This is a genomic window from Methylocaldum sp. GT1BB (assembly GCF_051027545.1).
In the GTDB taxonomy this organism is placed as follows: domain Bacteria; phylum Pseudomonadota; class Gammaproteobacteria; order Methylococcales; family Methylococcaceae; genus Methylocaldum.
In genome coordinates, this window is sequence record NZ_CP194901.1 from 96,405 (window position 1) to 121,247 (window position 24,843).

Genomic DNA, 24,843 nt, shown 5'->3' on the forward strand with positions numbered 1-24,843 from the left:
GCCATCCTACCAGTCCACCGAAAATTCAGCGCGGAAGCCGCGTCATTCATGACTGGGAGGAAGCACTGCCACAAAGAGTTTAAGTTCATATTTACGTTGTCTTTGTGATAGACACATCAATGTGAAGACAACACTTCAGATCAAACTGCTGCCGAATGAAAGTCAGCATGCTGAGCTGAAAGATACCATGCGCGTGTTTAACGACGCTTGTAACTACATCGCGGAAGTGGCCTATCGGGATTAGTGTGCATCGAAGTTCAAACTGCGAAAGCTGGACTAGGATGATGTGCGAAAGCAATTTGGTTTATCCTGACAGATGATGATTCGCGCCATCGCCAAGATCGTCAAAGCCCATAAGCGCGACAAAGCCATGCACTGCTTTTTCAAGCCGACGGGCACCGTGGTCTACGATCAGCGCATCATGAGCATCATGGGACTGGACACCGCCAGTCCTCCTGACTGTGCAGAGGCGTTTGTCTATTCCCATGCAGATGGGCACCTACCAGCGCGTGCAGTGGCATCGCACCAGAGGCCAGGCCGATTTGGTGTTGGTCAATAATGTTGTCTATTTGCTGATTGTGGTCGAACACCCGAGGAACCGCCAATCGACCCACAAGCCTTCATCCGCGTGGACCTAGGCATTACCCGGATCCCCACAAATTTCAACTGCAAGAACTTCTCGGATCAATCGGTAAAGCACATTCAACGCCGTTACCACAAACTGCGCAAGGCCTTACAGGCTAAAGGGACACAGTCAGCTAAACAACGGCATCTCCGGAAGATTTGGCGCCGGCGATCACGATTCCAGCGGGACGTCAATCATGTCATCGCCAAACGCCTTGTCGAGAACGCTAAAGACACCAGACGCAGCCGGACACCGGTACCGAAGTCCAACAGGGCCAAACATAGCGGGTAATCCTTTATTCCAACTCTAAGCCTTCATCGCCTACAAGGCCGCTATCACGAGAATCCCCGTGGTCTTTGTTGTCCCGTGGTATACCTAGCGCACCTATAGTGTCCGCGGCCATGCAGAGAAAGCCAATCACAAATCCCAATCCCGGTTTCAGTTTATCCCCTGAGCCCATACTGAGAACGCGGATACCAACGCGGCAATGAATATCACTCCTAGAGTCGAAATGTCATGCGGCCGATCGTAGCATGCAATGGTCGGAACGAACGCCGGGAGCATAGTTTCAAGCCCCTTGCTTCAAGGCTTACCTTTACCCACAAATTTGAGGGAAGCTGAGGGATGGGCAGCGAGGGCGCAACACGAGTTTGGCCAAACGGACATCGGCGGCGCTAAAGGGGCTTTACCGATTCATGGAAAATGACCGTATTAAACGTCAGGCGGTATTGAGCCGTCATTACTACGCCACGGCGAAGCGGTGATGTTGGCGGTCCAGGACACGACCGAGGTGGACTATACCCACCATGCTGTGAAACCCCGGGGTTACCCTGCGACGTGTTTCTGGACCTGGAACAGTGGCAGGCCTTGGCGCCTTATAAGCGCCGTACCCGGACCCCACCCACGCGACGCTGTGAATTGCCGAACTGGGAGGTTATCACGGCCGCCATAGCGGGCAACCGCCGGGCGTGACGGTGGTTTGATGTGGCCTGCGGCGGCTTGATAACCTGGTGGACAGGTGGCTCGTTCTCAACCCAAAAAGCCATAGAAAAAGATGTACGTAAAGATAAGGCCTAAAGGCGTGGGAGGATGTCAATCGTCGCTTTCTTACACTGCCAAGACTACAAATATCAGTAGTTTTAGGACACACCACGCAGTAGTTTTAGGACACAGCACACACGATCTCCGCCGGTAAAAACAGCGGCACTCCAATCTGGAGTGCCGCGCTCATCATCCACAGGCCCCGGTCGTGCCACAGGCCGTGCAGAAATCACAGCCATCCTTCCGAATGACAGCGTAATTTCCGCACTCGTCGCAGCGCCTGCCGGGTGCCACCTCCATGGCGCCCGCAGCACGGGTACGAAGGGACACAATATTGTCGGCCTCGTACGTCACGAGCCCCATCTCTTCCACCGGATAGCCATCCTCATCAAGAACACCCAGCATGGCATACCGATGGATCAGCAGCCTTGCCAGGTAAGCCACCGTGGACGGATAACTCGACTTGCGCTTCTGTCCCGGCACCCAGGCGAGGAAATCCCCTCGCGCTTCCGGAAAATCCAGCAACTGGCGCAGCTTCGCCCCGATCCAGGCGGGATCGATCACCCGCATATCGAAAGACAGACTCTTGCAAAGTCCGTCCAAAACGCGGGGGTATTCACCGGACAACCAGACCGAGTACGGCCGACGGCTGCCATTCGGCAACACCAGTTCCTTCACGCCCATCACGAAGTCGTCGCCCGTGCCGGGGTTCAGTACATCGACCGTCCAGCTCAGCGTGCCATCGGTCCCGGTTTTCGGTTCCTTCGGCGACATCAGAGCGTCCAGCACGGGCGTGCCGGCGATCACCATGACGGCTTCCTCGAACACGCCTAGCTCTTTGCACCGGTAGTGCACGAGTTGGGCGAACCCGGCCACCAGACTGGGCACCCGGAGGGGTTCGCCCTCTGGCGGCAGGGCCAATTCGAAGCCATCATCCCCGTGCGCCTTCATCAAGCTGTCCAATTTCGCCTTCACCCAGCCGTGATCGTTGGACCGCATGTCCATCGACAGCGACTTCGCCAAGGCGCCGAGCCCTCGAGGTTGTTCCGCCCCGTTGATCCACACCTCGAACGGGTGCTTTCCCCCGTTTTCGATATGGCCAATGAACAGTGCGAAACTGCCACGTGGATGATCAACCATGTAGCACCAGGCCGGATTGCCTCCCACTGGACGCGGCCGCTTTCGCCACCGCAAAGAAGCCAGCGTGGGTTCCGGCACGGCATCGAGACGCAGCCTTCGGTCCGGATCGGACCGGTCGAAGTCAGGCTTTTGGCCTTCGTCCGTCGCGGCCGCACTGAGCGTGCCGGTGGACGAATCGGCCACCAAAACCTGTCCGACGATCGTATTCGGCCGGTAGGTCGCCAGCCCCTTCAGGCCCGCGTGCCAGGCCTCCAGGTAAAGGTCCTCGAACGCCTCGAACGGATAATCCGCCGGCACGTTGACCGTCTTGGAGATCGACGAGTCGATGAACGGCTGGACCGCTTGGAGCATCCGCATGTGTTCGAGCGCCGAGATCTCCAGGGCGGTTACCCAATGCGAAGGCAGATTGGAAACATCACCACCCGCCTCGCGATAGAGGCGGTAGGCATGATCCTCCACGGCGTATTCCTCAATCGAGCCATCCGACATCCGTTTCTTCCGGGTGTAGGTCCAGGCGAAAGGTGGCTCGATGCCGTTCGAGGCGTTATCGCAAAAGGCCAGCGAGATCGTGCCCGTAGGCGCAATGCTCAGCAGGTGACTGTTGCGAATACCGTGCATCCTTATGCCCTCCCGGAGCGCTTCCGGCAACCGCATGACAAAGCCCGACGCGAGATATCGCTCCGCCTCGAATAGCGGGAAGGCACCTTTTTCCTTGGCCAGCTCGATGGAGGTCTCATACGCGCGGTTGCGTAAACCTTCCGCGATGCAGGCCACTCGTTTTCGAGTATCCTCCCGGTCGTAGCGCAACCCGAGCATGATCAAGGCATCTCCAAGTCCGGTGAACCCGAGTCCGATCCGCCGCTTGGACATCGCTTCCTGACGCTGCTGCTCCAATGGCCAGTACGTCACCGCCAGCACGTTGTCTAGCATGCGGACGGCAGTGCCGACCACCGTACCGAAATCGTCATAATCAAATGACGCTTGGTCGGTGAACGGCTGTTTCACGAACTGCGTCAGATCGATGCTGCCCAAACAGCAGCAGCCATAGGGCGGCAGCGGCTCTTCGGCACAAGGGTTGGTCGCCTCGATGGCCTCGCAGTAATAGAGGTTATTCTCCGCATTCATGCGGTCCAGGAACAGCACCCCCGGCTCGGCATGATCATAGGTGCTGCGCATGATCTCAGCCCACAATTCACGGGCTCGGATCCTACGGTACACCCAAAGACCATCCTCACGACGAACGGCGCCGGCCGCCTTCTGTGCTTCGCTGGGTTCGGCCTTGTGGACCAGTTCCCATTCGAGGTCAGCTTCCACCGCGTGCATGAACGCATCGGTAATGCCCACCGAGATGTTGAAGTTACGGAGTTCACCGGCGGTATCCTTCGCATGCACGAAGTCAAAGATGTCCGGATGATCGCAACGCAAGATTCCCATCTGAGCGCCCCGTCGCGCACCCGCCGATTCCACGGTCTCGCACGAGCGGTCGAAGACCCTCATGTACGAGATCGGCCCCGAGGCGCTGCTGGCCGTGCTCTTGACCGTGGCGCTGTTCGGGCGGATGGCGGAGAAGTCATACCCCACACCACCCCCGCGGCGCATGGTCTCGGCCGCTTCCGACAAGGCCGTGTAAATACCCGGCTTGCCGTCGACCTCTTCCGAGACCGAATCCCCTATGGGTTGTACGAAGCAATTGATCAAGGTGGCTCTGATGTCCGTTCCGGCCGCGGACATGATCCGGCCGGCTGGAATGAATCCCCCTTGTAACGCTTCGAGAAAACGTTTCGACCAGGTTTCTCTGTCGTTTTCCACCGAAGCGAGCGCTTTGGCAACCCGCCGAAAGATCTCATTCTGTGTGGATTCGCCCTGCTTGGCGTATTTCTCCAAGAGAACGTCTTTGGATATAGGCTGTGTTTTCATTGTTATCTCCTTCGTTTCAAGGTTACCCGGCCCACCGGGATTCTCAAAACCTCCCACGCGGAAGGCCTTCAGAATCCCGGCGGGATGGGCATGATGGATGCCCAAAGGAGACATCAATCCCCCACAGGGGAGTAACGCTCCCCTGGGCAGGGTTTTAAAGGGTTGAACGATCGTTAGGGCGCTATTCTTTCCAGCACGATTTCAGCAGCTGCCCGTGCGTCTCGTAGCCTGAGAAAGCGTTTCGAAGTACATCCTCCTTTTCGAGAAGGTGCTTCTCCCCGCCAATAAATACCGTCCAGTGAGAGCCCAAATCCGCGGCCTCTGCACTTGAATACGTACCCGACTTTGACACTGTCCTTGAATAACCAGTAGTCACCGTTCGGTTTTCGCTTCGTAGTGATCATGTTCGTAGCTGCAGAATCTCGGGCCGTATCTATGACGTTTTTGCTCCTCATGCCGAAATTGATGTGAACGAGGAGCATCCCAAGGGGTATGCTCCCCGAAGATCGCTTGCAAATCCAGGTTTCTCTGTTAAACGTTCGGATGTGACCCCTTGTGGAGAAATTGGATGTTTCAACGAATCCAGTGCCGGTTGGCCGCCCTTCGAATCAAGTCAAGCTTGAACGCCAGGAAACCTCGGGATCCCGATCAGCAGGCGGCCGAGGCACGTCAGACAATCGAGACCTGTAATGACTACTTCCGCACGCTCGCGGCGTTGGAGGACGAGTTCGCCGACTTATCGGACCCCGACCTCCAGAATTCCGCCGACCGGCGCCTCCACGCCAACATGACAGCGCTACGGCGTTTGGCGCCCGAGATGGCCCGAAAGAAGGCGCTTGCCGCAGCATACCTCCTGGAGCGCGGTGACACTTCCCAGGAGAGTGCGAGTTCAGCGCCATCCGCCGATCGCGACGGTTGGCAGCTGATCAATGGGGGCCGGGATCACTTCGTCCAGCTCCTGGACGAAGTGATCCATGCCTTGGGACTGCTCGCGCCTTGGGATCCGGAAATGAGCCGGATAGCGGATCTCGCGTCCGCCCGGTGCCGCGTCCTAAAACGCCGCGCATCACTTCAAGTTGTGCCTGCGCGGTCGAACGATCCGCAGTGAACAGATCCATCTGCCCGTTCTCCGATCGGGGCTTTCGAGTTCGCATCTTGATGGCGGCCTTTTCGGCCTTCAATTTCGCGAGCTCGATCTCGCACCGCGCGATTTCGATCTCGAGTTCGAGTTGCGCGAGTCGGCGGGCTCCCGGATCACGGGGACGCCGCGCACGGATGGCGTCCTGGACCTCCCGAGAGAGTTGTTGCCAGTTCCGATCGGGAATCGGCATCCGAAGAATCGGCGCCTCCTCGCGTTGCACCGGTCTTGGCCGGCGTTCAGCCACAACGGTCGCCAGGGTCCAAAGCCCGGTGGCGACCGTTTGGAGCGCGGACATCACGGCTTTTATCGCCAGGATGGCCAGCCCCAGGAAAATCACTCCGAAAAGAAAATTCATAAGCGCACCTCTGACAAAAAAGGAGCGCCATGAACCCCTGGGGGCGATGACGCCCCGGTGGGGTTGATGAATGACTGCGAAGGGCTCGCAGCCGTCGAATAACCGGGCTTGACGCACCCGGTTCGGAGAAGATTGACTTCCCCGCCGCCCGGAGGCGGAACGCCTGCCAAAGGCAGGAGTCAGCGCTCGCCGAAACGAGCGTCTGAACGAATCGGCTTTTCCGCTGACCTCGCCGTCTGCAAGATCAGGGGAAAAGGCGCCGACGCGAAGTCGGCGCACGGATTTTAGGCGGCGATTAGGAGATCCCGCGACAGCTCGAACAACCGGGCTCGAAGCTCATGGAGCTGCATGATCGAGATCGAACATTCAAAGAGGTGGCTAACCTCGATTCCGAGGCCAATCCCCACCACCTTGATCCCGGTCGCGGCACAGCGGGCGAGAATATCCCGCGTGGCTTCCAGGCAGTCGGGCTCGCCGTCGGTCAAAGCCAGAATGACCTTGCGGGGTTCTCGGCAGGCCAGCAATCGGCTCGCGGCATACCAGAGGCCTTGGGCCAGCGGCGTGCCGCCGTCGGTTCCCAAACCGAAATAAGGCGCACGTTGCCGAACCCGTTGCCCGTGGTCCATCACTCGATAGACGCTGTCGGCACGGCCCTCGTATCCCGGAAAGGCCGTGACCGCCGGATTGACGCCGGATAGGCCTTCCAGCGCCAGGGCCAACGCCATGCAGGCGTCCCAGGCCAGGTCGATTCTTTGACCCACGACGGTCTGCTCGTGGATCACCGTACCTTGCATCGAAGGCGAACGATCCAAAAGCACATGTACGGCGGTGTTCGGCGCCGACTGCGGCGAGCGCCGTTCAAACACCCGCGCATCGCCAGTGGAGAGCCGGTAGAGGCGGTTTCTCGCCACCTTACGGCCCGAGGCCTTCGCCACGGGTCGTTTCAGACGACTCGCTTGCACCAGGCCCTGCAACGTGGCCCGGATTCGGCTCGATTCCCTCACCGTTTTGTCGAGGAGCCCCTGACCCTCTTTCGGTCGGCTCGGCGGCTCATCGGCCGTCGGGAAGTCAATGTCCGCGGCTTGAGACGCCGTGAGTCTCAAGATGTCCCGAGCGCATTCGAAGAGATCCTGACCCACATCGTCGGCTCCAGCAGATAGAACCGCCCGCAGCACGTGGACCGCCTCGTCGGTAGTGCTGTCTGGCGAGTCCGAGGACGGCGATGCAATGGCGCCATCGACCGGTGCATTCGGATCAATCTCTGGCGCAGCGTCGGCACGCCCACTCGGGGTGTCAGTCGTGGCGCTATCGTCCGATTCGGCCGGCCGAGGATTGGGCTGGGCGTTTCCGGTTGGGGCGCCTGGCCCGCTCTGGCCTCCTGAATCGGACGGCTGCTCTTCATTTGCCTTCTCCAGTTCGTCCTGGAGCATGCGCAGGATGCGATCGGTCAGGCTCAGGCACTCCCGCGTTCCGGTCAGAGCCGGAACCTCGGACAACAGCCCGAAAAGCCGGGTCACCGCGCCGGACGGAAAACGGTCCTCGATCAGGCGCTCCGCCGCATCCGCCAGGTCCGCCAGGGCTGTTTGTCCGAGTTCCCGTGTCCGAAGGTGGAACAGCAGAAAGGCCTGCAACACCGCCGCCGGATGGGTATCCGGCTGAGGTACCGTGAAACCGCCCTCGGCGATCAGCTTTCCGACCGTCTTCTCGATCGTCAGGCGCGTACCCGGATAGCGTTCGGCGAGCCGCCTTTCAATGCGAACATCCTCAAGGACATTGAGGATGGCCTTCCGAATCGGCACCGAAGCCGCCTGCGCGAAGTAGTCGAACGCCGTATAACGGACATGGCCCGCCTCGTGGGCAAGGTAGCCCCAGGCGACGTCCCGGTAGCCCGGATTGTCGCCGTCGTAGGCCGGGACAGTGATGGTGTCACCGTCCGTCTCGGCGTCCTGGCCGCCCACACGGACCTTGACGCCCAGCTTGTTGCCCAACGCCGCAGCGACGATGGGGAACGCGTTGTTTAGGCTTCGATTCGTTTTCATAAATTCTTTGCCTCCATTAAAAAGGAGGCAAATCCCACCCCGAAGGGCGCGATTTGCCCCTTGGGGGTGATGATCAATGGCTACGCTTCACGGGGCGCCTTAATCGCAATCCGGTTCCCGTTTTGATCGAAGTAATGACTCAGACCAAAGCGAAGCGCCTCTCGAATAGCGGCGGCATGGGTGTTGCCGTCCACGAATCCTTGTGACTTGTGAAAGAGTCCTTCCGGCCCCTGAACACCGAATTCCGTTTGCCAGCCACCCGGAGGCACACCGCAGTGGATGATCCTGACGGTTCTCATGATGCTCATTGCCGTGCATTCATTTAGAACCAGCAGTCATCCGCCGTGGCGGTCGTCACCAAAGGCTCCGGAACGGAATCCAGCGGCTCGGGTTCAAAGGAGGACGCGTCCGGTTCCAGCTCTTCCGCGAGATCATCGAACAGACTGAAGTGGTCGATGACCGGAGATACCGATTCGGCTGGGCGATCCTCACCCGGAACCGAAGCCGGAGCACTCCCGTGATTCATCGGAAGGCTCAGCTCCGGTATCTGCGTCAGCCCTTCCCCGTGACGCTTGATCTTGTCGGGGTCGGACAGCAACAGGGCGGTCGCAATCATCTCGCTGAGGTATGGCCCATCCAGTGCGCCGGTTTTTGGTATGCGGGCCAGGAGATCATCAAGCGTTGCGACGACCGGATGGACCCGATGATCCAGGAACGCCAGCCCATTGAGCTTGTCCCGAATCCGTTTGAAGGGACTCAGGGCCTTGCGGGTGACCGCCTGGCGTCCCAACAGGGAGCTCTCGACCAGGTCGTTGGCGTCCTGGGCGATTTCCCGGAACAGGGTTTCGCTCAACGAGCCGACCTTGCGGTCGAGCGACGACTCGGCTGCGCCTCCGGTTTCCGTCGACTCCGGGTGTGACACCCGGTAGATAATGTAATCGAACCGGAGCCCGGCGGCGACGACCTCGACGGGATCCACGGCGCGGCGGATCGCCTGTTCGAAACCGGGATGTCGCGCGATCCAGGCGTCGATAGTTTGATCGTACCGAGCCAGGAACTCAGCCCGGGCCTCCCGAAATCTCACGGCAATCTGCTCCAATTCCGACCGGATCGAGTCGAGCGAGCCTTCCGGGATGGCAAAGCCGCCGAGAAAGCGCGTACCGACCTTGAGGCAAACCCGCTCGGCCTCCTTCTTGAGGCGGTTGAACACCGCGAGCTCTGTGGGATCAGCGATTTTCTTCGATCCCAGCGAGGCCAGATCCTCGGGCGGCAGCACGCTGCCGTGAGCCAGGATCAGATCCTCCTTGTGGAGTTTCTTGCGGCCACCCCAAATATGGGCGTCGATTTTAACCACCCGCAGGCGGTCGAGAATCATCGTGGTCTCTTGCATGGTGCAGTCTCCAAAAGAGAAGGAACGCACCTTGCCTCAGGGGCGAATCGATGCGCCCCTTCGGGGTTGATTGGATAGTCCTCGGGTGTAAGCTGAAAGAATCCAGCCACCACCGGAGATGATCATGACGTCCAAGGTCGTTCACGGCGGGCGCGATCGCCTGGAACATCAACTCGTGGCAGCGCTCTTTTCACCTGCCACTGAGCCTGAAATTAGATGGCAACAGGCCGTAGGTCGCACGGCTTCCATCCGTCATGGCCACCATCATTCCAGTCGCCGGCGATGGTGATGTTCATCTCCTGGTTGCGCGGATCCCAATAGATGCCGGTCACCAGAAACGTGCCGCGCCAGTCACACGCATAGGGCGTGCTCTCCTTCACTTCCACGGCCATGCCGAAGGTGAGCGGCTTGCCGTGCTCCTCTTGAAACTGCTGCATCTCAGGGTTCATACGGTCCTCCAAAAGAGCCATCGACTTAAAAAGAGGGGAGGCTCTACCCAAGGGGATCGCCTCCCCTTAAGGGCTACGAGAAAGATCAGAACCAGTGGTCCTGATCCGTCTGAATGATTTCCGCTAGATCGATGCGCGGCTGAAGTAGTCCCAGCGCTTCAGCCATGGGCCTGACGTTCTCCAGATCGGTACCGAACTGGGCCAGCACCGGGGTTTCCGTTCGGAGATCGGTCCCGATTTCGAGACCGTCCTCGGTCGCGATCGAAACCATCACGCCGTCGGGCGCCCGTTGCTTGAGGCTCATCAGAACCAGCACAGGCATAACGCCTTGGTCCAGCCCGATTTGGCCTGCCCCGGAAGCGCCGGTCCCCGGAATTCGCCAGTGGCCGATAACCCCGGGTTCGAATTCGGCGTGGTCGCTCCGATCGAGTCGGAATGCCATAGCCAGATCGTCTGCCGCACTCGCCACCGCTCGGCCCCAATCGAGCAATTGCGCTCGCGGCACCGATCGGTCGATTCTGATACGCCAGTAGAACGCTTCGGTCCGAACCTCGGGTGGGGCTGGCACTGGCGTCTCTTGGGCATCCATCTCGACCGGCTGGAGTTTGCCCTGATCATCGATCCGCACCTGACCGACATGCACGTATCCCTTGCGCCGCTTGGCGTTTTCCAGGGCCGTTTTGTCCCGACGGCGGGTGCTGATCTGTGGCAGGGTCGGTCCGGTGGGATCCCAACGGGTCGTGATGGTATCGTCCGAATTGCGCCGGATCGCCCAGTCCTTGCTGGCCCCGTTCGGATACGTGAATCGGTACAAGTCGTACGTCTCCATCACGGTCACGTGCTCCGCCAATCATCCCCGAAAACATCGGCGGCAATCCGATGGATCGCCAGCCGTTGCTCGGGCTCGGCCCGCAAGGTCAAGGCCCGGTCCAAGGCGTATTCCAGGGCATTAGGCGCGCCCTTGAATGCCACCGTTAGCGACGCCCAGCGGATGAGTCCGCGTGTGGACATCGTCACGCTGAGCATTCCCGGTCCCTCCTCACTGCCGACGAAGAGCTTTCGCACCTCGTTGGCAACATGAATCATCTTGTCCCGGATGACGGCCGGGATGGCCGGCACCGTCTTTGCGAGAACCGCGTCTTCCAATTCCGGTTCCGGATAGCCGATCTCAATCAACCGGAAGCGGTCCAGAAAAGCGAGGTTCTGCCGCAGCACGCCTTGGTAGACGCCGCTTTGATCCCCGCCGCCGGCGCTGTTGCCGGTGGCGATCAGGCGGAACTTCGGGTGCGGACGAATCACTTCGCCGCCGTTCTGCGGAATCACCAAGGGTTGGCCCTCAAGGACGTCGTTGAGCCCGGCCAGTTCGGACGGGTCCATCAGATCGATCTCGTTCACGATCAAGAGGTGTCCGTCGCGAACGGCTTGGGCCAAGGGGCCATGCACGAACTGCAGGTTGCCGTTGACCAGTGTGAACTGGCCGAGCAGGTCGTTCAGTTCCAACCGGCCGTGGCAAGTGACCGCGTCCACCGGCCAGTTCAGCCGGGCGGCGATCTGCGTGACCAACGAGGTCTTGCCGGACCCGGTGGGACCCGTCACATAGAGCCCGTCGCCATGGGTTTGGCTCAGGAACGCCAAAACATCCCGCAGCGGTTCCCTGCGGAACACGTACTCCCGTTTGACCGGGATCTTGGGATGGCCGCCGTCGGCGAAGCCTTCGACGGTCAGCTTGGCCGGAGCCTGGATGCCGAAGGTGTCGGCAATGGAAAAGGCTTGGTACATCGTTCCTCCTATTTCAGGATTTCACCCGGCGGGGAGGCGCATGATCCCCAAGGGGACATGAACCTCCCCTTCGGGGTTGCTAAACATAGACGCTGCGGTACGATGACGCGATGGAACACCGTACCCGGAGCGATCCATGATCAAATTGGGCAATCACCTCAGACTGACGCAAGACGAGCTCAAGGCCTTTCGGGCCATGACCGGCGTCCTGAAGCCGCCCCAGACAGTCGAGGAGCACAATGCCGCGCTGGAAAAGACGGCATCGGCGTGGCGGGACGAGGACGAGGGTCCGGCGTCCCGTTTGCTGCAAGCCGTGCTACTCGCGGAACGCATCCCTAAGGAGTAGCTCGGCGAGCAGGGCGGACTTGCGGCGGCCGATCGCCTTGAGCCCCAAAAGTTGGCGGAGCGTTTCGGCTTGGCCGCGGTCGAGCAAGGACAAGACGATGGTCCTGGCCAGGTCGTCGTTCAGTTCCCGGAAAACATCCGGCTGCTGCACCAGCACACCCGCGACCGTGGCGGGTTTGAGCGTCGCCATCTCGAGGATCTGATCCTCGGCGGCGATACGGGCGGCCATTCTTGAAAAACGGGTGTCGCTTCGTTTCATGATGTGTCTCCTGCTGAAAAAATCAGGGGAGACATGTCCCCCCAGGGGCAGAATCTCCCCTGAGTGGGTTGCAAAAACTTACTTGCCTCGTTGGAGGAGAATCAGATGGTTGATTTGACAGTAATCGATGGGCAACGAGAGTCACTGGAGCAGGTTGCTATCGAAGCCTTTCATAGGAACGATATGCGGCTGCTTGGGCAAACACTTGCTGCCTTAGAGCCGAAGGCGCGCTTACGGCTTATCCTTTGCGACTCAGACGGGCGGCCTTGCGGCGCGCATGGAGTTCTTCGCGGAGAAGGTCCGCCACCCGAATAAAACCTGTTCTGAGATCCTCGTCGGAGCTGTCCAAAACCGCATCGATCGCATCGAGTTTTTCGATCAACTCGTGGTCTGTAGCATTCAAGCAAAAGCGTCGAATAATCTTGAACACTTCTTTCATGTCGTGCCTCCTTCTAAAAAATCAGGGGAGACACGTCCCCCATCAGGGGCACTATCTCCCCTGGGCGGGTGGTCAAACAGCACGTTGCAAGCGCGGCTTGGTGCAACTGCATCAGGTCGGCGTTTCGAACAATCAGTTCGCCAGGACGTTTATGGACGTCCGCACGAACATCCAGAACCGGTCCTCGGTCTCTGGTGGCAGCGACAGTCCCGTCGCGAGAAGCATCAGGAAACCAATCAAACTGCTGATCATTTCTCGGGTCATGGCAACCTCCCAATACATCCAAGAGGTGCCACGCCCCCTCCGGGCATAGCGCCCCTTGGGGGTTGATGAAAAACTGCGGCGTTGTCAGTCCGCAGCGGTTGAATTACCGGGCTTGACGCACCCGGCGCGGAGAAGATTGACTTCCCCGCCGCCTGGAGGCGGAACGCCTGCCCAAAGGCAGGGGTCAACGCTCGCGGAAACGAGCGTCTGAACGAATCGGCTTTTCCGCTGACCTCGCTGAGGCAAGGACAGGGGAAAAGCCCCAACCGAGGTTGGGGCGAATGTTTTTATTCCAGTGAGCCTACGGTGATGTGGGGCTGGATGTTATGCCGTACGTCGGCACTCCGCATACTCCGGCTCTGTTAGGAATTGCTTGAATGTGCAACCGGTGATGTCTCTGATATCCAGGTATTTCAGATACACCCGTTTCCTGCGGGGGTAGCGAATTCGTCTATGACTTTCAATCGCAGCCGCTCGACCTTTCTCGGTTGTACAGTACCAATCGTAGCCGCCTTGCTGGCTATACAACCGCACCACGCCAATCTGGGCCATTTTCTGCAGGTGTTGGTCTCTACGGTTTGCGCAATAGTAGTCGCGATATGGCTTCGGATCGCGCAAGGAGGGATCATCAATACCAAGCATATGTCTCAATGTCTGCAATTGGTCTTCTGTTAGCTTCTCGCTCATAAACACACCATGATCCGTTTTATGAAAGAGTTGTTATGCCTCTGATTTAAGGCTCCACACACCAAAATCCGAAGAGCCTCCAACTCAAAGGGGGCGCATCACAACCTTTGGATGATGAATACGCCCCTTTGATTAGGGTTAATTAAGGACTATCGACATCAGAACCAGGCATCGACCTCGGCCGCCTTTTTCAAGGCTTCCGGCTCGAACGGCACTTCGGTTCGCTTGTCGTCTTCCGCCCTGACGGTGATCCGAACGCGCTCAGAGGGTTTTCTTCGGAATCGCTTCAGATCGTTCTCGGTCAGATTAGGCAGAAACTCCGTCACGGCCGCCTTGTAGTCGATGGCGCCTTGTTGGAGACAGCGGCTGATCCGAATACCCGATGACTCGGCGAACGCGAACTCCCCCATCATCTCGACCAATTGCCGCTGCAGCTCGGCCAGCGCTTTTTCGATCGCCTTGGTTTCCGCCGCATAACTGGCCAATTTCTCGTTCAACTGCCGGTAGTCGGCGGCCAGGCGAAACCACGCCTCCAGGTCGGGCCCGCTCGGGATGTACAGATCGCGCATCGGATCCAATGGTGGCTCCGTGCCGGTTCGGACGCACTCCCAAAAGCGCCGGGCGGCCTCCACCAGCCGGGCGATACAGTCCTCGTCCCGGGGCACTTCAAGATCGAGAAAGGCATCGTCGCATTGGAGTGTCAGGTACCCGAGATCGGATTCCGACACGTAAATCTGGGCTTGAACCTGCGGGTAGTAGAGCTGGTAAAGCACCGACTGGACGCCGTTCGCCACCGCGTCACGGAAGTTGTCTTCCGTAGGCGCTTTGAGTTCGACCGGCCGACCGCCGTCGGTCAGACCGTCGAAGCTGGCCCGTACGATCGGTTCTTCCGTCGATTCGGCACAAACCGGGAGCAAAAGGACATCATGTCGCGCCTCGTAGCGACGCCGCGCTTCCGGTTCTTCCCGAATGCCGCGCTGGACGTTGGGATTGCCGGACAGGTCCTGTTCAAGGAGCCGGCCGGTCTTTTCGGCCCACAGTCGCCAAGGCGTCTTGTAGGGCGATCCCAACAAGACGGTCGCGTCCGAGGCCGTGACCCCGGCGCGGCGCCAGGCATGCCATTCAGGGCTCCGTTGCGCCAGATCCACGATCTTCATGCCGACCTCCAGCCGCGAACGGGCGCGTCGACTCGATCTCTTTGCACGCTGAGTTGGGCGGCAATCGATAGAACGTTGCTCGTCTTCCGCAACCGGCGGGCGCAAGCCGCGGCCTGCTCCGCATCGTCGAAAAACAGAAGCGTCGCGTCGTCGGTCTCATAGAGCCGAGCGCCGTAGGCTTGGGCGATCTGCTCGAAACTCGTCGAGGCAGATTCGCCCTCCGATTGTATCCAGATACGCTCCAGGAACTGCCGCCCATGCTTGCGCACGACGGCCGGGGTTTCGTAACGGTCCCAGTCCGTGTGGAGCGGGAGCTGGTTGGGTGATTTAAGGGTTTCCTTTGTCATGGCATCCTCCAATGAAAAGGGCGCCATGACTCCCGGGCGGGGCATGACGCCCCGATCTGGGGTTAATAGAAAATTAAGCCGTTCGACGCGCGCGGCCCGTCGTTCCAAGGGACTCGCGAGCTTGCCGGAACGCGGCGTGTGGCGTTCCGTCCGGCACCGGTGGTGTTGCGCCGTTCTGGCTGGCCTTCTTCAGCTCGGTCAGAACGTAGGTCAGCTCGCTACCGCCGTAGTGCTCATTGGCCCAGTCCGAAGCGGCCTGCCATGCCCCGGCCTCGCGGGCTCGGGTGATCAGCGCCTCTGTCTTTCGCTTGACTTTGTCACTGATCTGCGAAGGATCGATCGCGTCTGGTTGCCCGGCCGGCGGCTCCGTCTCGCCAGGGTCCTCTTCGATCCGGGTAGCCGTCCCTTCGATGACGGGAGCCGCCGCCGGATCGTCGATCACCTTGCCTTCCATTTCCTCGGCGGCGTAGTCGCCGCATTCTTCGGGAAAGGCTGCGCGCAGCGAGGCGGCCTTGGCGCACTTGTGCAGCTGTCCGCGGGGCCGCTTGATCCACATGCTGGTCGGCACTTCCGAGTTCTTCCCGCCCGCGCGTGAGTAGGCTTCGAGCCAGTAGACCGGCTCGGTGAAGGCACAGCGCTTACCGGCCACGATCCGGTAGACCGTCACCTCGCACCATTCAGGGAAAGTCACCGTAGCCTCGACCTCCTCCCATTTACCGTCCGAGTTTTTCGCCCGTCCGCTAAAGGTGTGCGTCCGGTCCGGTCCCCATTTCGGCGGGTCCATGCCGGCCCAGGCATTGGTCCGTGAGGCCGTGGTCTGGATCTCCTGGATCGAGGGCCAGACCGTCTCGACTTCGCGGCCCAGGGCGGCGTTCCACATCGGTACCACGTGGACCGGTCTCTTGAACACGTCCATTCCCCTCGCCTTGCAATAGTCCAGTGCCATGAGGATGGCGGCCGGGGTCTTGGCGGTCGGGAACAGGACATCCGTGAGAAGTTTCCAGGTTTGCACGGTCAAACCGTGCGCCTGAGTGGCTTCCACCGGCATCGGCAGCCGGGCGTGCGTATGTGCTTCTGACATGGTTGATCTCCTTGTGATGTTATAGGGGACACCATGCCCCCATCGGGAACCAAAGTGTCCCCAGATGGGAATGTGATCGATCGAATCGGCTCGGTCGCCGGCCGTTCTTAACGGAGGATCGGATTCTCGATGAAGGTCACGAGTCCGATCTTGCGAGCCGGCCGGGTAGCGACGGCGAACGCCGAGACGAATGGGATGTCGTCATCGAAATCGTTTAGATCGTCGAACGCTGAACCCGTCTGTGTCCTAGAACTACTGCCGCCACGCGGTGATGGGGCGGGAGCGTTTTTGGCCGATCGATGGCCGGATTGCGCCGGATGACCGTGAACCTGCTCTCCGCCACCGTTCTTGGGACTGAGCATCTTCAGCTCCTGTCCCACGATCTCGGTCGTGTACTGGTCCAGTCCGTCCTTTTGCCACTTGCGAGTCTGCAAGCGCCCTTCGAGATAGATGAGCGAACCCTTCTTGAGATATTCGGCAGCAATTTCACCCAGCCGTCCGAATAGAACGACCCGGTGCCATTCGGTATTTTCCTTGCGTTCTCCGGTTTCCTTGTCCTTGTAGACTTCTGACGTGGCGATCGCGAGATTCGCGATAGCCGTGCCCTCGCCGGTGTAGCGGACTTCGGGATCTCGACCGAGACGGCCGATGAGTTGTGCCTTATTCAACATGATGAGTGCTCCCTCCGCCGCGCGCGGGACATGAACAGGTTGAAAAGCCGGGGTGCGCGGAACGCCGGCGGACACGTCCAAAGGGAAGCACATGGGAATCCCTGCAGGGGTATGTGTCCCCCTGGACAGGGTTTTGGATAGCCTGGCGGGATGGCCCGCGCGGCTGGTACTGGGCTGTTTTATTTGAGACCCCAGCTAGGTCTTCCTCAACGGCGAACCGTCGAGGCAGAACGTTCTGCTGAAAACCAGAACTGTAAATTCGAGTTTAATTCATATCTCGTTATTGATCGATCGTCAAGCGTTCCACTACTCGATTACCGATACGGTGGCGAATGGCCGCACGAATAACCGCCGAACGAACTCCTTCGAAAAGCGGGTCTTGTCGTCTGACAACAAGACAGGCTTGTTCAAACAGAGCCCAGGTCGTCTCGTCGAAATTAACGATGTCCAGAGCGTCGTTGTCGCTCAAGGCTTCGCTGAGACCGACCTTGGTCAATCCTGGATCGGCATCAACTAGCTCTCTAATAGCCTCACAGATCCATCTGCTCTTTCCCTTGGGGCCATACACAATGAGTGCGGAATGCTTAACTTGGTCCAGTAAAGGAGCCGGCAACCGGTAACTAACTTTCCGCATTCAGTCAGTACCTTTTTCGAGCGAATCAAGAAAAGATGCCCATAGACGCGACACAGCTCCAAGATCAGTCCAATCGATATCGGGAACGGCCGCTTCCCCGAGCACACCGGCGATTAATTTGCGGACGACATTCGTGTTATTAGTCCGGCCAAGATAGACATGTGTCTTGGGGCGCCCTCGTGCCGAGACAAGCAAGTGATCATGGCTGTCATGAGTATCGCTATGCCTTTCGTCAGACGGCTTGCCCTTTAAAGAATCGAAGATCTCTTTTGGATCACGCCCTTGCTTTAATGCGTTAACGGCCGTATCACGCTTTTGAGGGTTTTCGATGCGAGCAAGATTCGCGGCTGTTTCTATGGCGGTGACCGTTCCGGTTTTGAGCCACTGTTGAACGTCTGCTGGGCCACGAATAATAGACAAATAGGAGTTGGCCTGTGTATGGGATATTCCCAGCAGCTCTGCCAATGCCCGCGACGTGAGGTCTTTTCCTTCTTCTCTCTTGTATTCCTCGATCAACGCCATAACATTGGAAACACGCTCCCACGGCGTTAGATCCTCTCGAAGGACATTCTCGGCATATTGAATTCGCCTCAGCAATCTAGGTTTTTCATCCAATATCCAGGCCGGTATGGTCTCACGTCCGGCAAGTATGGTGGCGTAGAATCTGCGTTCGCCAAAAGCGATGCGGAACCGGTCTCCGTACCTATAACACTTGATTGCTTGTTGAACACCTATTTGTTTGATGCTGACTGCAAGCTCCTGCAAAGCATTCCAAGTCATTTGTAGTGTGTCGGGTACGGGATGTCCGTTGGCATAAAGCGCGAATGTTTCGCGATTCAGGCCAAGTTTCCTTGGGTTGTCAGGATCGGGATCAATCCGGTCAAGCGGGAGTTGTTCGATGTTGAGTCCGTCGGTTGCACTGTCCATGCTACGTAGGACGGAAGATATACCTTGGCCTACGACGGACAGCGTACCGAAACGCTTTTTCTTCGTTGTCACTGCTATATCCCCAGATGGTGTTTGATGTACCGGCCTAACTCGTCGGCCTCCTTCCTCGCCGGGTCTTTCGCAGATAGCTCGAATACCGATGGCGGTGCCGCATCGGCGTGATCAGACTCTGCAAATGCGATGCGTTGGCCCAAATGAAACGGCGTAAGAAACGGCGAGATCGCTTGGTCGTTTTGTAGACTCGCCAAAAGTCCTTCGTGTAGTGCGACTCCCTTTCGAAACATATTCGGAAGGATGCCTAAGATAGCGAGGGCTTCCGATGGTTTTCGTTTAGCCTGTTCGCGTCGCCACAGCTGAAGCATGCCGTACAAACCTTCAATTGGCTGAGGTTCCATTGTCGTCGGAATCAAAAGGTGAGTGGCCGCCCGAACTGCACTTACTGTCAGGGGTCCTTTCGAAGGCGATGTATCAAGGATCACCAGATCATATGAGTATTGGACATCGTCACGATAAAGAAATTGGCGAAGTCGATCATGGACCTGAGTCACGACTTCTTCCGCCCGAACTAGCTCAACCGTACGCAGTCGCGAACCATGACCTGGGAGTACATCGACTGACGCGTAACGCGTGCCGTAAGGGACTACCATGCCTTCATAGAATATGTCGGCACTCGCACTGCGTCCGCTCCACTGAGGATCCTCTTTTTCGTCGTAGTCGGGGTGAAGTGGGGGGATGACACCGTCTGGATCGGTCGGGTCTAATTGCATCGTTAGAAAACGACGGGAAAAGTTGCATTGTGGGTCCAGATCGATTCCGAGAACGCGAATACCCTGCATGCCAAAATACTCGGTGAGAATACGAGCTACCGTCGTTTTGCCCACGCCCCCCTTGTTTTGAACGATCGCGAGCACGCGCATGATGCCTCCCGTGAGGAATGATTTTTGTAAAGTGACTTTACAGAATTTCGTTATACCGTATTACTTTTTTGTTTGGCAAATATGAACGGCGTGGATTGCGGCAAAGGCCTCGCCACCACACTTGCCGCAGGGTGAGGCGATCAAGGATCGGCAGCTCCTGGTTGTGAGATCATCACCGTATGACATTCGGCTTGCGGGTGAAGGAATTATTTTTGTAAAGTGACTTTACAGAATTTCGTTATACTGTATTACTTCTTTGTTTGGCAAAAGAGTGTTTTGCTCTTTGTTCAGTTACTTCCGCGCGGCAACTACCTTCAGTTCCTCGAAAGTGGTGTAGCGCTGTGTTATGCACCTTCTTGCCGCCACCGCGATGGATACCTGCCGTGAAAAGCAAAAGCATATGCCAGTGCTTCAGCCGGCGTCATCTTGCCGAAGATCACCAGCGCTATTCCGAATATTCCCCCAATCAAGACCATCGAGAAATAGAAAACAATAGGAATCGAAAGGAGCGAGGTTCCGATCCACATTAAGAATTGGACGCGCCGTTCTTTCAGTGGCCCAGCTCCAAGTGGCAACCCAAAAGCAAGCCTTGCTTTGTACATGACCACGACGACAATCGCCGCACCAAGAATAACCGCGATCCAACCGAGGCCATCCGTGAGAACACGGTATCGAGGCTGAGGTATTACGTCTATAACTCAAGAAACCTTTGGCGTGCGGCAATTCTTCCCGCGATTGAAATCGCGGGCTTCCTTGTCGCGAGAATTGTGAACTTTTCGAAATCCAAGTCTACGGACCGTCAAAGGTTCCTCTTGGACACAGGGAGCATCCCTCCGAGCCGAACGGGCGGCATGCCCATTGAAACTTCAATTTTGTCTTCTATCTTTTTTCGAATGGGTGACATACCCATTGAATTTCCTATTCTTTCTTCCCTTGGGTCCCCGACCAGCCGTGATCGCCACGATGGTCCATAACCAGTAAAAGAGGAACCTAACGCGATGAACGCCACCGTTAACCCTGCCCGCTCCATGCTCGACGCCCCCGCTCCCCCGATGCCCGTGCAGTTGCTCCAGTGGCAGGACGTCCCGACGACCACGTTACAGCCCTATGCGCCCGATCCGTCGCTGCCGATGGCGCGGTACGCCGTGATGACCGTGATGTCGTGGGCACAGTCCCAGGGCTACGCCGGCGCGATCCCCACCTGGGAGGTGGGCAACGGGACCTGGGGCGTGATTCTTCTCTCGAACCACGCCGATCTTTCGCTCGTGACGATCCCGATCTCCGACCTGCAGTCGTTCGATCCCACGGACGTCGCCGGGTGGGGGCAAGCGGTCATGCGCTGGGCCAAGGCTCAGGGGTACCAGATGGCCATCCCCACGTTCCAGTCCGACGGCACGAACGTCACCGCGCTGGCATTCGGCGCCGGCTATCCGGCGATCACGTTCTACGACGCCGACAACGCACTGCTCTTCCAGTCGCTCGCCCAGCCGCGCAAGCTGTGCAACCTCCAGGACCCGGCGGTGTGGGCCAATGCCGTCATGCGGGTAGCTAGGTTGAAGGGCTTCGGCGCCGGCTGGCCGACCTGGGAGTGGACGACGTCGCGCGGGATCATGGGGCTGTCGGCATACGATTACGGCCCCCTCCCGGCGGCGACCGACGCTAACGCCGACAGGGTGCTCAAAGTGCTCAACAAGACGCTCAATACGATCCAGGTCTCGACCGCCGACGCGCTGGCGGACTTCTCGGGCATCTACGACACCTTCAACGAGGCGCCCATCGTAGACCCCGGCCTCCAGATCCTGACGGATTGCATCTTCGGCGCGGTGCAGATCGCCGCGAACCTGATCCCGGACGTCGGCGGCGCGGTGGGGGCGCTGATCAGCACCGCCATGACCGCTGCGCAGGACGCGGCCAATGCGAAAGGAGGCAGCGGTCCGACCACGCTCGAAACGTATCAGTCCATGCTCAGCGCGGCGTCCGATGCGACGGCCACCTACGTGTCCACGCTCCACGACACGCTCATGAACAGCAAGACGAACGGGACGCTGCAGCAGGTCTGGGAGCAGGTTTATACCAGCCCGATCAGCGGGCAGACGACCCAGCTCGGCATGCTCGCCAACGCCTCCGATGACGTAGTTAACGGCGACGAATACTGGACCCAGATGGGCGACCAGATCACCAGTCAGCTCAACCTGAACCTTCAAGTCGCGATCACCGGACAGCTCTACACCATCCAGCGCCGCACCTACCAGAACGCGCCCGCGACCAAGCAATGGTGGCGCGGCTCCATCGCCGAGGTCACCTCCCCGACCGGCAAATGCGCCGAATACATCGCATCGGCCGACGATGAGCTTTCGGTCTGGTTCACCGACTTTGTGCAGGAGCCCGGCCACTTGCGCGGCGAGTACGTGACCGCCACGGAGTTCTGGCTCCAGGCCGCCAGTGACATTCCCGAGTACCCGCCCAGCGACCTCTGCTACGCCCTGTTTTCAAGCGACGGGTTCGGCAATACTCAGGGCTACACCGGCGCGTTCAGCAAATCGACCGTCTATAACTCGTGGCTGATGACCACGTACGAGATCGGCAGCGGGTGGACGGAGAACGGCGGCGGTTACGCCCAGCAGTGGAGCTATTCGTCGGGCGGAAACATCGTCACCGCCACGATCTTCGACTACGGTGACGGCTGGCAGGTAGATGCCGGGTGGACGGACGCCTACGGCAACCTGCACCTGAACACGTCGAACCCGAACGTGCAGCAGGCCAACCAGCAGTGCGGCTTCCTGCAGCAGGTGATCGTGAACTATTTGATGCCCCTCGACTGAGCCGGAGCGCCCCCTGCTGCGCGCAGCAGGGGGAACAGCTTGCGGAGAGGGAAATCGCCTAGGACGGGCGTATCGCTGGGATGCGGAATGGATTGCAAGAGGGCCGCCGGGCAATCGGACGGCCCTTTCTGCTGCCAATTACCCGCGACTGAAGTCGCAGGTTATCTACTTCAATACACCTCTCCGTGGCTGCCGACATTGACGAAAACGATTTCCCGCTCCCTAATCTCCAGCTCCAGAGTGATGCGGTATTGCATAGAAATCGAAACGGAATACAAGCCCGCCAACCGTCTTTGCAGGGGATGCAGACGCAAGGACGGATGCATGGGATTCTGTTCCAGCAGTAATAGGGTTTTGAAATAACGTTCTCGAACAGTAACAGAGCACATTGAGTTCTAAAAACGGCTCGATGATTTCTTGAATGACCGGGTCCGATTTTCGCTCCGCCATTTGGACTGGGGCGGCAGAATGATCACCTCGTCCGGCAAAACCCACGTACCATTGATTTTCTCAGCGCCCACGATCCGTCTTTCATCGCAGAGGGCGCGCCGATAGCGCCGGGATCGTTTCAGTTCCAGCGCTGCTTGGGCAATGCTTTTCATCGGTTCGTCGTATCTCTCTCACGGGGTGGGTTTCGGAACGGATGGCTGGCCCGGCCGGTCCCAGGATAGTCTCATCGATCAGGTTGAACCGAAAGCGTCTTTCACTCCGGGGATTCCGGGGTAGCGCGGTGCCGCGACACGGTTTCCCGGTGGCGCCGCGCGCGTTCGGCCGACACGTAGCGCGAGGTCGTCGCCAGGCTGGCATGGCCGAGATTTTCCCGCACCGCCTCCAGCGGCACGCCGGCCTCCAGCGCGTGGGTGGCATAGCTATGGCGCAGCCAGTGGGTCGTGGCGCGTTCGAGGCGGGCGGCGCTGGCGGGGTCTGTGGTAGCGCGCGCCCGGGCCGCCGCCCGGACGAAGCCCACCAGCGCGCGGTAGAGCCCCGAGGCGGTCAACGCCTTTCCATTGCCCCGGAGCCGGCCGACCAGCGGCACCGGCCGACTGCCCGCCCCCACCGGCTTCTCACCGCGCGCCCGCAGCTCCGCGTCGATTGCGGCCAAGAGCGCCTCGGAGACCGGCACCTCGCGTATCTTGCCCCCTTTTCCGGTCACCCGCAGCCACCAGTAATCGCCCTCCCCTACCGTCTCCCGGACGAGGTCCGCCGTCGTCGCCTGTACCAGCTCGCTGAGCCTCAGGCCAGTTTCATAAGCGAGGGTCAGGACGAAGACCAGGCGCCGCAAGCGGCGGGCGTCTTCGTCACTGCTTGCCTGTCGCGCGGCGTCCTCACCGTAGGCCAAGAGCCAGCGGAAATCGGCTCGCGTCAGGACCCGATTCGGCCGCTCGACCATGAGCCTGGATCGCGGCAGGCCATCGAACGGATTGGCTTCGAGATAGGCTTGGCGCACCAACCAGTCGAAGCAGGCCGCCAGCACCGACCGGGCGAGCCGCTGGCTGGCAGGCGAGAGGGCGCGGCGGAACGGGCGCCAGGCGGCGCTGCCCCGGGTCGCGCCGTAGGGGCCGAGCCAGTCGGGGTGGGGTTCACGCAGAAACCCGAGATAGGCCGCGCAATCGGTGGTGTCGGCATCGGACAGCGCCTTGCCGCGCTCGCGGAGGCAGTACACCAGGAACCGTTCCACCTCGCGCCGGTACTGGCGTCGGGTGCCGGGCCGGTCGGCGTAGAGCGAGAGCCAGGATTCAACCGCCTCGAGATCCGTGTCGGCCACGATCCGGCAGCGCCGTTGATGTTCCCGATTGGCGCCCTGGCGCCCATCCAAGGCTTCGTGACCGATGTAGAGGGTTTTGAGGCCCGGATGGCGCGCCTCGTTCGGCGGTCTCGCAGCCACGGCCGGGAGCCCGCCCGGCATTGTCTTAAGACAAGCCTCGGCCGTACGGGCGATGGCGGGACCGACGCCGGGATAGCGCCGCCACCAGCGCGGCCCGTGGGCAGTCCTGGCGGCCTGGAGGTCCCCAAGGCGGGCGAGTCCCGCCGCGACGAGGGCCTGAGCGATGCGCGGGGCGAACCAGGCGTCGACCGGATCGGTGGGCTGCGGCACCGGCTCCGGCCGCGACGCCGCCCAAGCCACGGCGACGTGGGCCTTTTTCTGCCAGGCGGTCAGCCCGGCTATCGGCGGCTCGTCCGCGAACAGCGGGGCGAGTTCGGGACGGCCGAGGCGCTGGGCCTTGACGGCGAGGCGCTGGCGCAGCGTTCGGATCTGCTGGCGAGCGGCGAGGGCGTCGTCGGTGTCGAGGTACTGCTGGGCCAGAACCGGATACGGCAGGCGCTCGATCCAGCCGCGCAGGAGGGCGGTTTCGGTGGAATTCAGGGGCATGGCAGCGGTTTTAGACGTCAGACTG

Annotated in this window: 27 protein-coding genes; 5 read left to right on the plus strand and 22 right to left on the minus strand. The window is 59.6% G+C overall.

The window, feature by feature from the left end; all coding sequences use genetic code 11:
* The first annotated feature begins 316 nt into the window (after positions 1 to 316).
* Together ACR2TX_RS00460 and ACR2TX_RS00465 are read left to right on the plus strand one after the other, a co-directional pair.
* Positions 317 to 559, plus strand: coding sequence for a hypothetical protein (locus ACR2TX_RS00460; RefSeq protein ID WP_086132937.1), 243 nt, complete (start codon positions 317 to 319; stop codon positions 557 to 559).
* Positions 560 to 604: 45 nt separating this feature from the next.
* Positions 605 to 916, plus strand: a complete 312-nt coding sequence (locus tag ACR2TX_RS00465) for a hypothetical protein (protein ID WP_139840977.1) — start codon at positions 605 to 607, stop codon at positions 914 to 916.
* Between the two features lie 939 nt (positions 917 to 1,855).
* Here the strand turns inward: ACR2TX_RS00465 and ACR2TX_RS00470 are convergent.
* Positions 1,856 to 4,723, minus strand: a complete 2,868-nt coding sequence (locus ACR2TX_RS00470) for an adenosylcobalamin-dependent ribonucleoside-diphosphate reductase (protein ID WP_086132938.1) — start codon at positions 4,721 to 4,723, stop codon at positions 1,856 to 1,858.
* A gap of 568 nt (positions 4,724 to 5,291) precedes the next feature.
* On the opposite strand from ACR2TX_RS00470, the gene ACR2TX_RS00475 reads away from it, so the two are divergent.
* Entirely contained in the window at positions 5,292 to 5,831 is a 540-nt protein-coding gene (locus tag ACR2TX_RS00475) for a hypothetical protein (protein WP_086132940.1), read from the plus strand.
* Positions 5,832 to 6,503: 672 nt separating this feature from the next.
* On the opposite strand, the gene ACR2TX_RS00480 is transcribed toward ACR2TX_RS00475, so the two are convergent.
* The 6 genes from ACR2TX_RS00480 to ACR2TX_RS00505 form a co-directional block, all read right to left on the minus strand.
* Entirely contained in the window at positions 6,504 to 8,258 is a 1,755-nt protein-coding gene (locus tag ACR2TX_RS00480) for a hypothetical protein (protein ID WP_086132942.1), read from the minus strand.
* A gap of 80 nt (positions 8,259 to 8,338) precedes the next feature.
* Positions 8,339 to 8,566: a hypothetical protein gene (locus ACR2TX_RS00485; protein ID WP_086132943.1), complete on the minus strand. Its 228-nt coding sequence runs from the start codon at positions 8,564 to 8,566 to the stop codon at positions 8,339 to 8,341.
* Between the two features lie 14 nt (positions 8,567 to 8,580).
* Entirely contained in the window at positions 8,581 to 9,648 is a 1,068-nt protein-coding gene (locus ACR2TX_RS00490) for a DUF3150 domain-containing protein (protein ID WP_086132944.1), read from the minus strand.
* A gap of 212 nt (positions 9,649 to 9,860) precedes the next feature.
* Positions 9,861 to 10,097 carry a hypothetical protein gene (locus ACR2TX_RS00495; protein WP_086132945.1) on the minus strand — a complete coding sequence of 79 codons (237 nt, stop codon included), beginning with the start codon at positions 10,095 to 10,097 and terminating at the stop codon, positions 9,861 to 9,863.
* A gap of 85 nt (positions 10,098 to 10,182) precedes the next feature.
* A complete protein-coding gene (locus ACR2TX_RS00500; protein ID WP_434129783.1) occupies positions 10,183 to 10,929 on the minus strand; it encodes a hypothetical protein in 747 nt (248 codons plus the stop codon).
* A 2-nt stretch (positions 10,930 to 10,931) separates the two neighbouring features.
* Entirely contained in the window at positions 10,932 to 11,876 is a 945-nt protein-coding gene (locus ACR2TX_RS00505; RefSeq protein ID WP_086132947.1) for an AAA family ATPase, read from the minus strand.
* A gap of 136 nt (positions 11,877 to 12,012) precedes the next feature.
* On the opposite strand from ACR2TX_RS00505, the gene ACR2TX_RS00510 reads away from it, so the two are divergent.
* Positions 12,013 to 12,222: a hypothetical protein gene (locus tag ACR2TX_RS00510; RefSeq protein WP_086132948.1), complete on the plus strand. Its 210-nt coding sequence runs from the start codon at positions 12,013 to 12,015 to the stop codon at positions 12,220 to 12,222.
* Here the strand turns inward: ACR2TX_RS00510 and ACR2TX_RS00515 are convergent.
* The 12 genes from ACR2TX_RS00515 to ACR2TX_RS00570 all read right to left on the minus strand — a co-directional run bounded on the left by ACR2TX_RS00515 (position 12,193) and on the right by ACR2TX_RS00570 (position 20,227).
* Complete coding sequence (locus ACR2TX_RS00515) at positions 12,193 to 12,480, minus strand: hypothetical protein (protein WP_086132949.1); 288 nt, start codon at positions 12,478 to 12,480, stop codon at positions 12,193 to 12,195. The two genes, ACR2TX_RS00510 and ACR2TX_RS00515, sit on opposite strands and share 30 nt — an antisense overlap.
* Positions 12,481 to 12,718: 238 nt before the next feature.
* Positions 12,719 to 12,919: a hypothetical protein gene (locus tag ACR2TX_RS00520; RefSeq protein ID WP_086132950.1), complete on the minus strand. Its 201-nt coding sequence runs from the start codon at positions 12,917 to 12,919 to the stop codon at positions 12,719 to 12,721.
* 132 nt (positions 12,920 to 13,051) lie between these two features.
* Positions 13,052 to 13,183: a hypothetical protein gene (locus tag ACR2TX_RS00525; protein WP_280860329.1), complete on the minus strand. Its 132-nt coding sequence runs from the start codon at positions 13,181 to 13,183 to the stop codon at positions 13,052 to 13,054.
* Between the two features lie 324 nt (positions 13,184 to 13,507).
* Entirely contained in the window at positions 13,508 to 13,870 is a 363-nt protein-coding gene (locus ACR2TX_RS00530) for a hypothetical protein (RefSeq protein ID WP_086132951.1), read from the minus strand.
* A gap of 158 nt (positions 13,871 to 14,028) precedes the next feature.
* Entirely contained in the window at positions 14,029 to 15,027 is a 999-nt protein-coding gene (locus ACR2TX_RS00535; RefSeq protein WP_086132952.1) for a lambda-exonuclease family protein, read from the minus strand.
* Entirely contained in the window at positions 15,024 to 15,374 is a 351-nt protein-coding gene (locus tag ACR2TX_RS00540; RefSeq protein WP_086132953.1) for a hypothetical protein, read from the minus strand. The genes ACR2TX_RS00535 and ACR2TX_RS00540 overlap by 4 nt, the downstream gene beginning before the upstream one ends.
* A gap of 73 nt (positions 15,375 to 15,447) precedes the next feature.
* Entirely contained in the window at positions 15,448 to 16,455 is a 1,008-nt protein-coding gene (gene bet / locus ACR2TX_RS00545) for a phage recombination protein Bet (RefSeq protein ID WP_086132954.1), read from the minus strand.
* 107 nt (positions 16,456 to 16,562) lie between these two features.
* Positions 16,563 to 17,126: a single-stranded DNA-binding protein gene (locus ACR2TX_RS00550; protein WP_086132971.1), complete on the minus strand. Its 564-nt coding sequence runs from the start codon at positions 17,124 to 17,126 to the stop codon at positions 16,563 to 16,565.
* Between the two features lie 280 nt (positions 17,127 to 17,406).
* Complete coding sequence (locus tag ACR2TX_RS00555) at positions 17,407 to 17,760, minus strand: hypothetical protein (protein ID WP_086132955.1); 354 nt, start codon at positions 17,758 to 17,760, stop codon at positions 17,407 to 17,409.
* Positions 17,761 to 18,759, minus strand: coding sequence for a ParB/RepB/Spo0J family partition protein (locus tag ACR2TX_RS00560; protein WP_086132956.1), 999 nt, complete (start codon positions 18,757 to 18,759; stop codon positions 17,761 to 17,763).
* 2 nt (positions 18,760 to 18,761) lie between these two features.
* The gene (locus ACR2TX_RS00565) at positions 18,762 to 19,625 is read right to left on the minus strand and encodes a ParA family protein (RefSeq protein ID WP_086132957.1); all 864 of its coding nucleotides are present in this window, start codon (positions 19,623 to 19,625) and stop codon (positions 18,762 to 18,764) included.
* A 344-nt stretch (positions 19,626 to 19,969) separates the two neighbouring features.
* Positions 19,970 to 20,227 (minus strand): hypothetical protein, encoded by a 258-nt coding sequence (locus tag ACR2TX_RS00570; protein WP_139840976.1) that lies wholly within the window; start codon positions 20,225 to 20,227, stop codon positions 19,970 to 19,972.
* A 396-nt stretch (positions 20,228 to 20,623) separates the two neighbouring features.
* Between ACR2TX_RS00570 and ACR2TX_RS00575 the strand changes: the two genes are divergently transcribed.
* Positions 20,624 to 22,447 (plus strand): hypothetical protein, encoded by a 1,824-nt coding sequence (locus ACR2TX_RS00575; protein ID WP_086132959.1) that lies wholly within the window; start codon positions 20,624 to 20,626, stop codon positions 22,445 to 22,447.
* Between the two features lie 170 nt (positions 22,448 to 22,617).
* Here ACR2TX_RS00575 and ACR2TX_RS00580 read toward each other — a convergent pair whose 3' ends face one another.
* The 3 genes from ACR2TX_RS00580 to ACR2TX_RS00590 form a co-directional block, all read right to left on the minus strand.
* Positions 22,618 to 22,773, minus strand: coding sequence for a type II toxin-antitoxin system RelE/ParE family toxin (locus tag ACR2TX_RS00580; RefSeq protein WP_168183698.1), 156 nt, complete (start codon positions 22,771 to 22,773; stop codon positions 22,618 to 22,620).
* 69 nt (positions 22,774 to 22,842) lie between these two features.
* Positions 22,843 to 23,049 (minus strand): hypothetical protein, encoded by a 207-nt coding sequence (locus tag ACR2TX_RS00585; RefSeq protein ID WP_086132960.1) that lies wholly within the window; start codon positions 23,047 to 23,049, stop codon positions 22,843 to 22,845.
* Between the two features lie 101 nt (positions 23,050 to 23,150).
* The gene (locus tag ACR2TX_RS00590) at positions 23,151 to 24,818 is read right to left on the minus strand and encodes a tyrosine-type recombinase/integrase (protein WP_086132961.1); all 1,668 of its coding nucleotides are present in this window, start codon (positions 24,816 to 24,818) and stop codon (positions 23,151 to 23,153) included.
* Positions 24,819 to 24,843 lie beyond the last annotated feature (25 nt).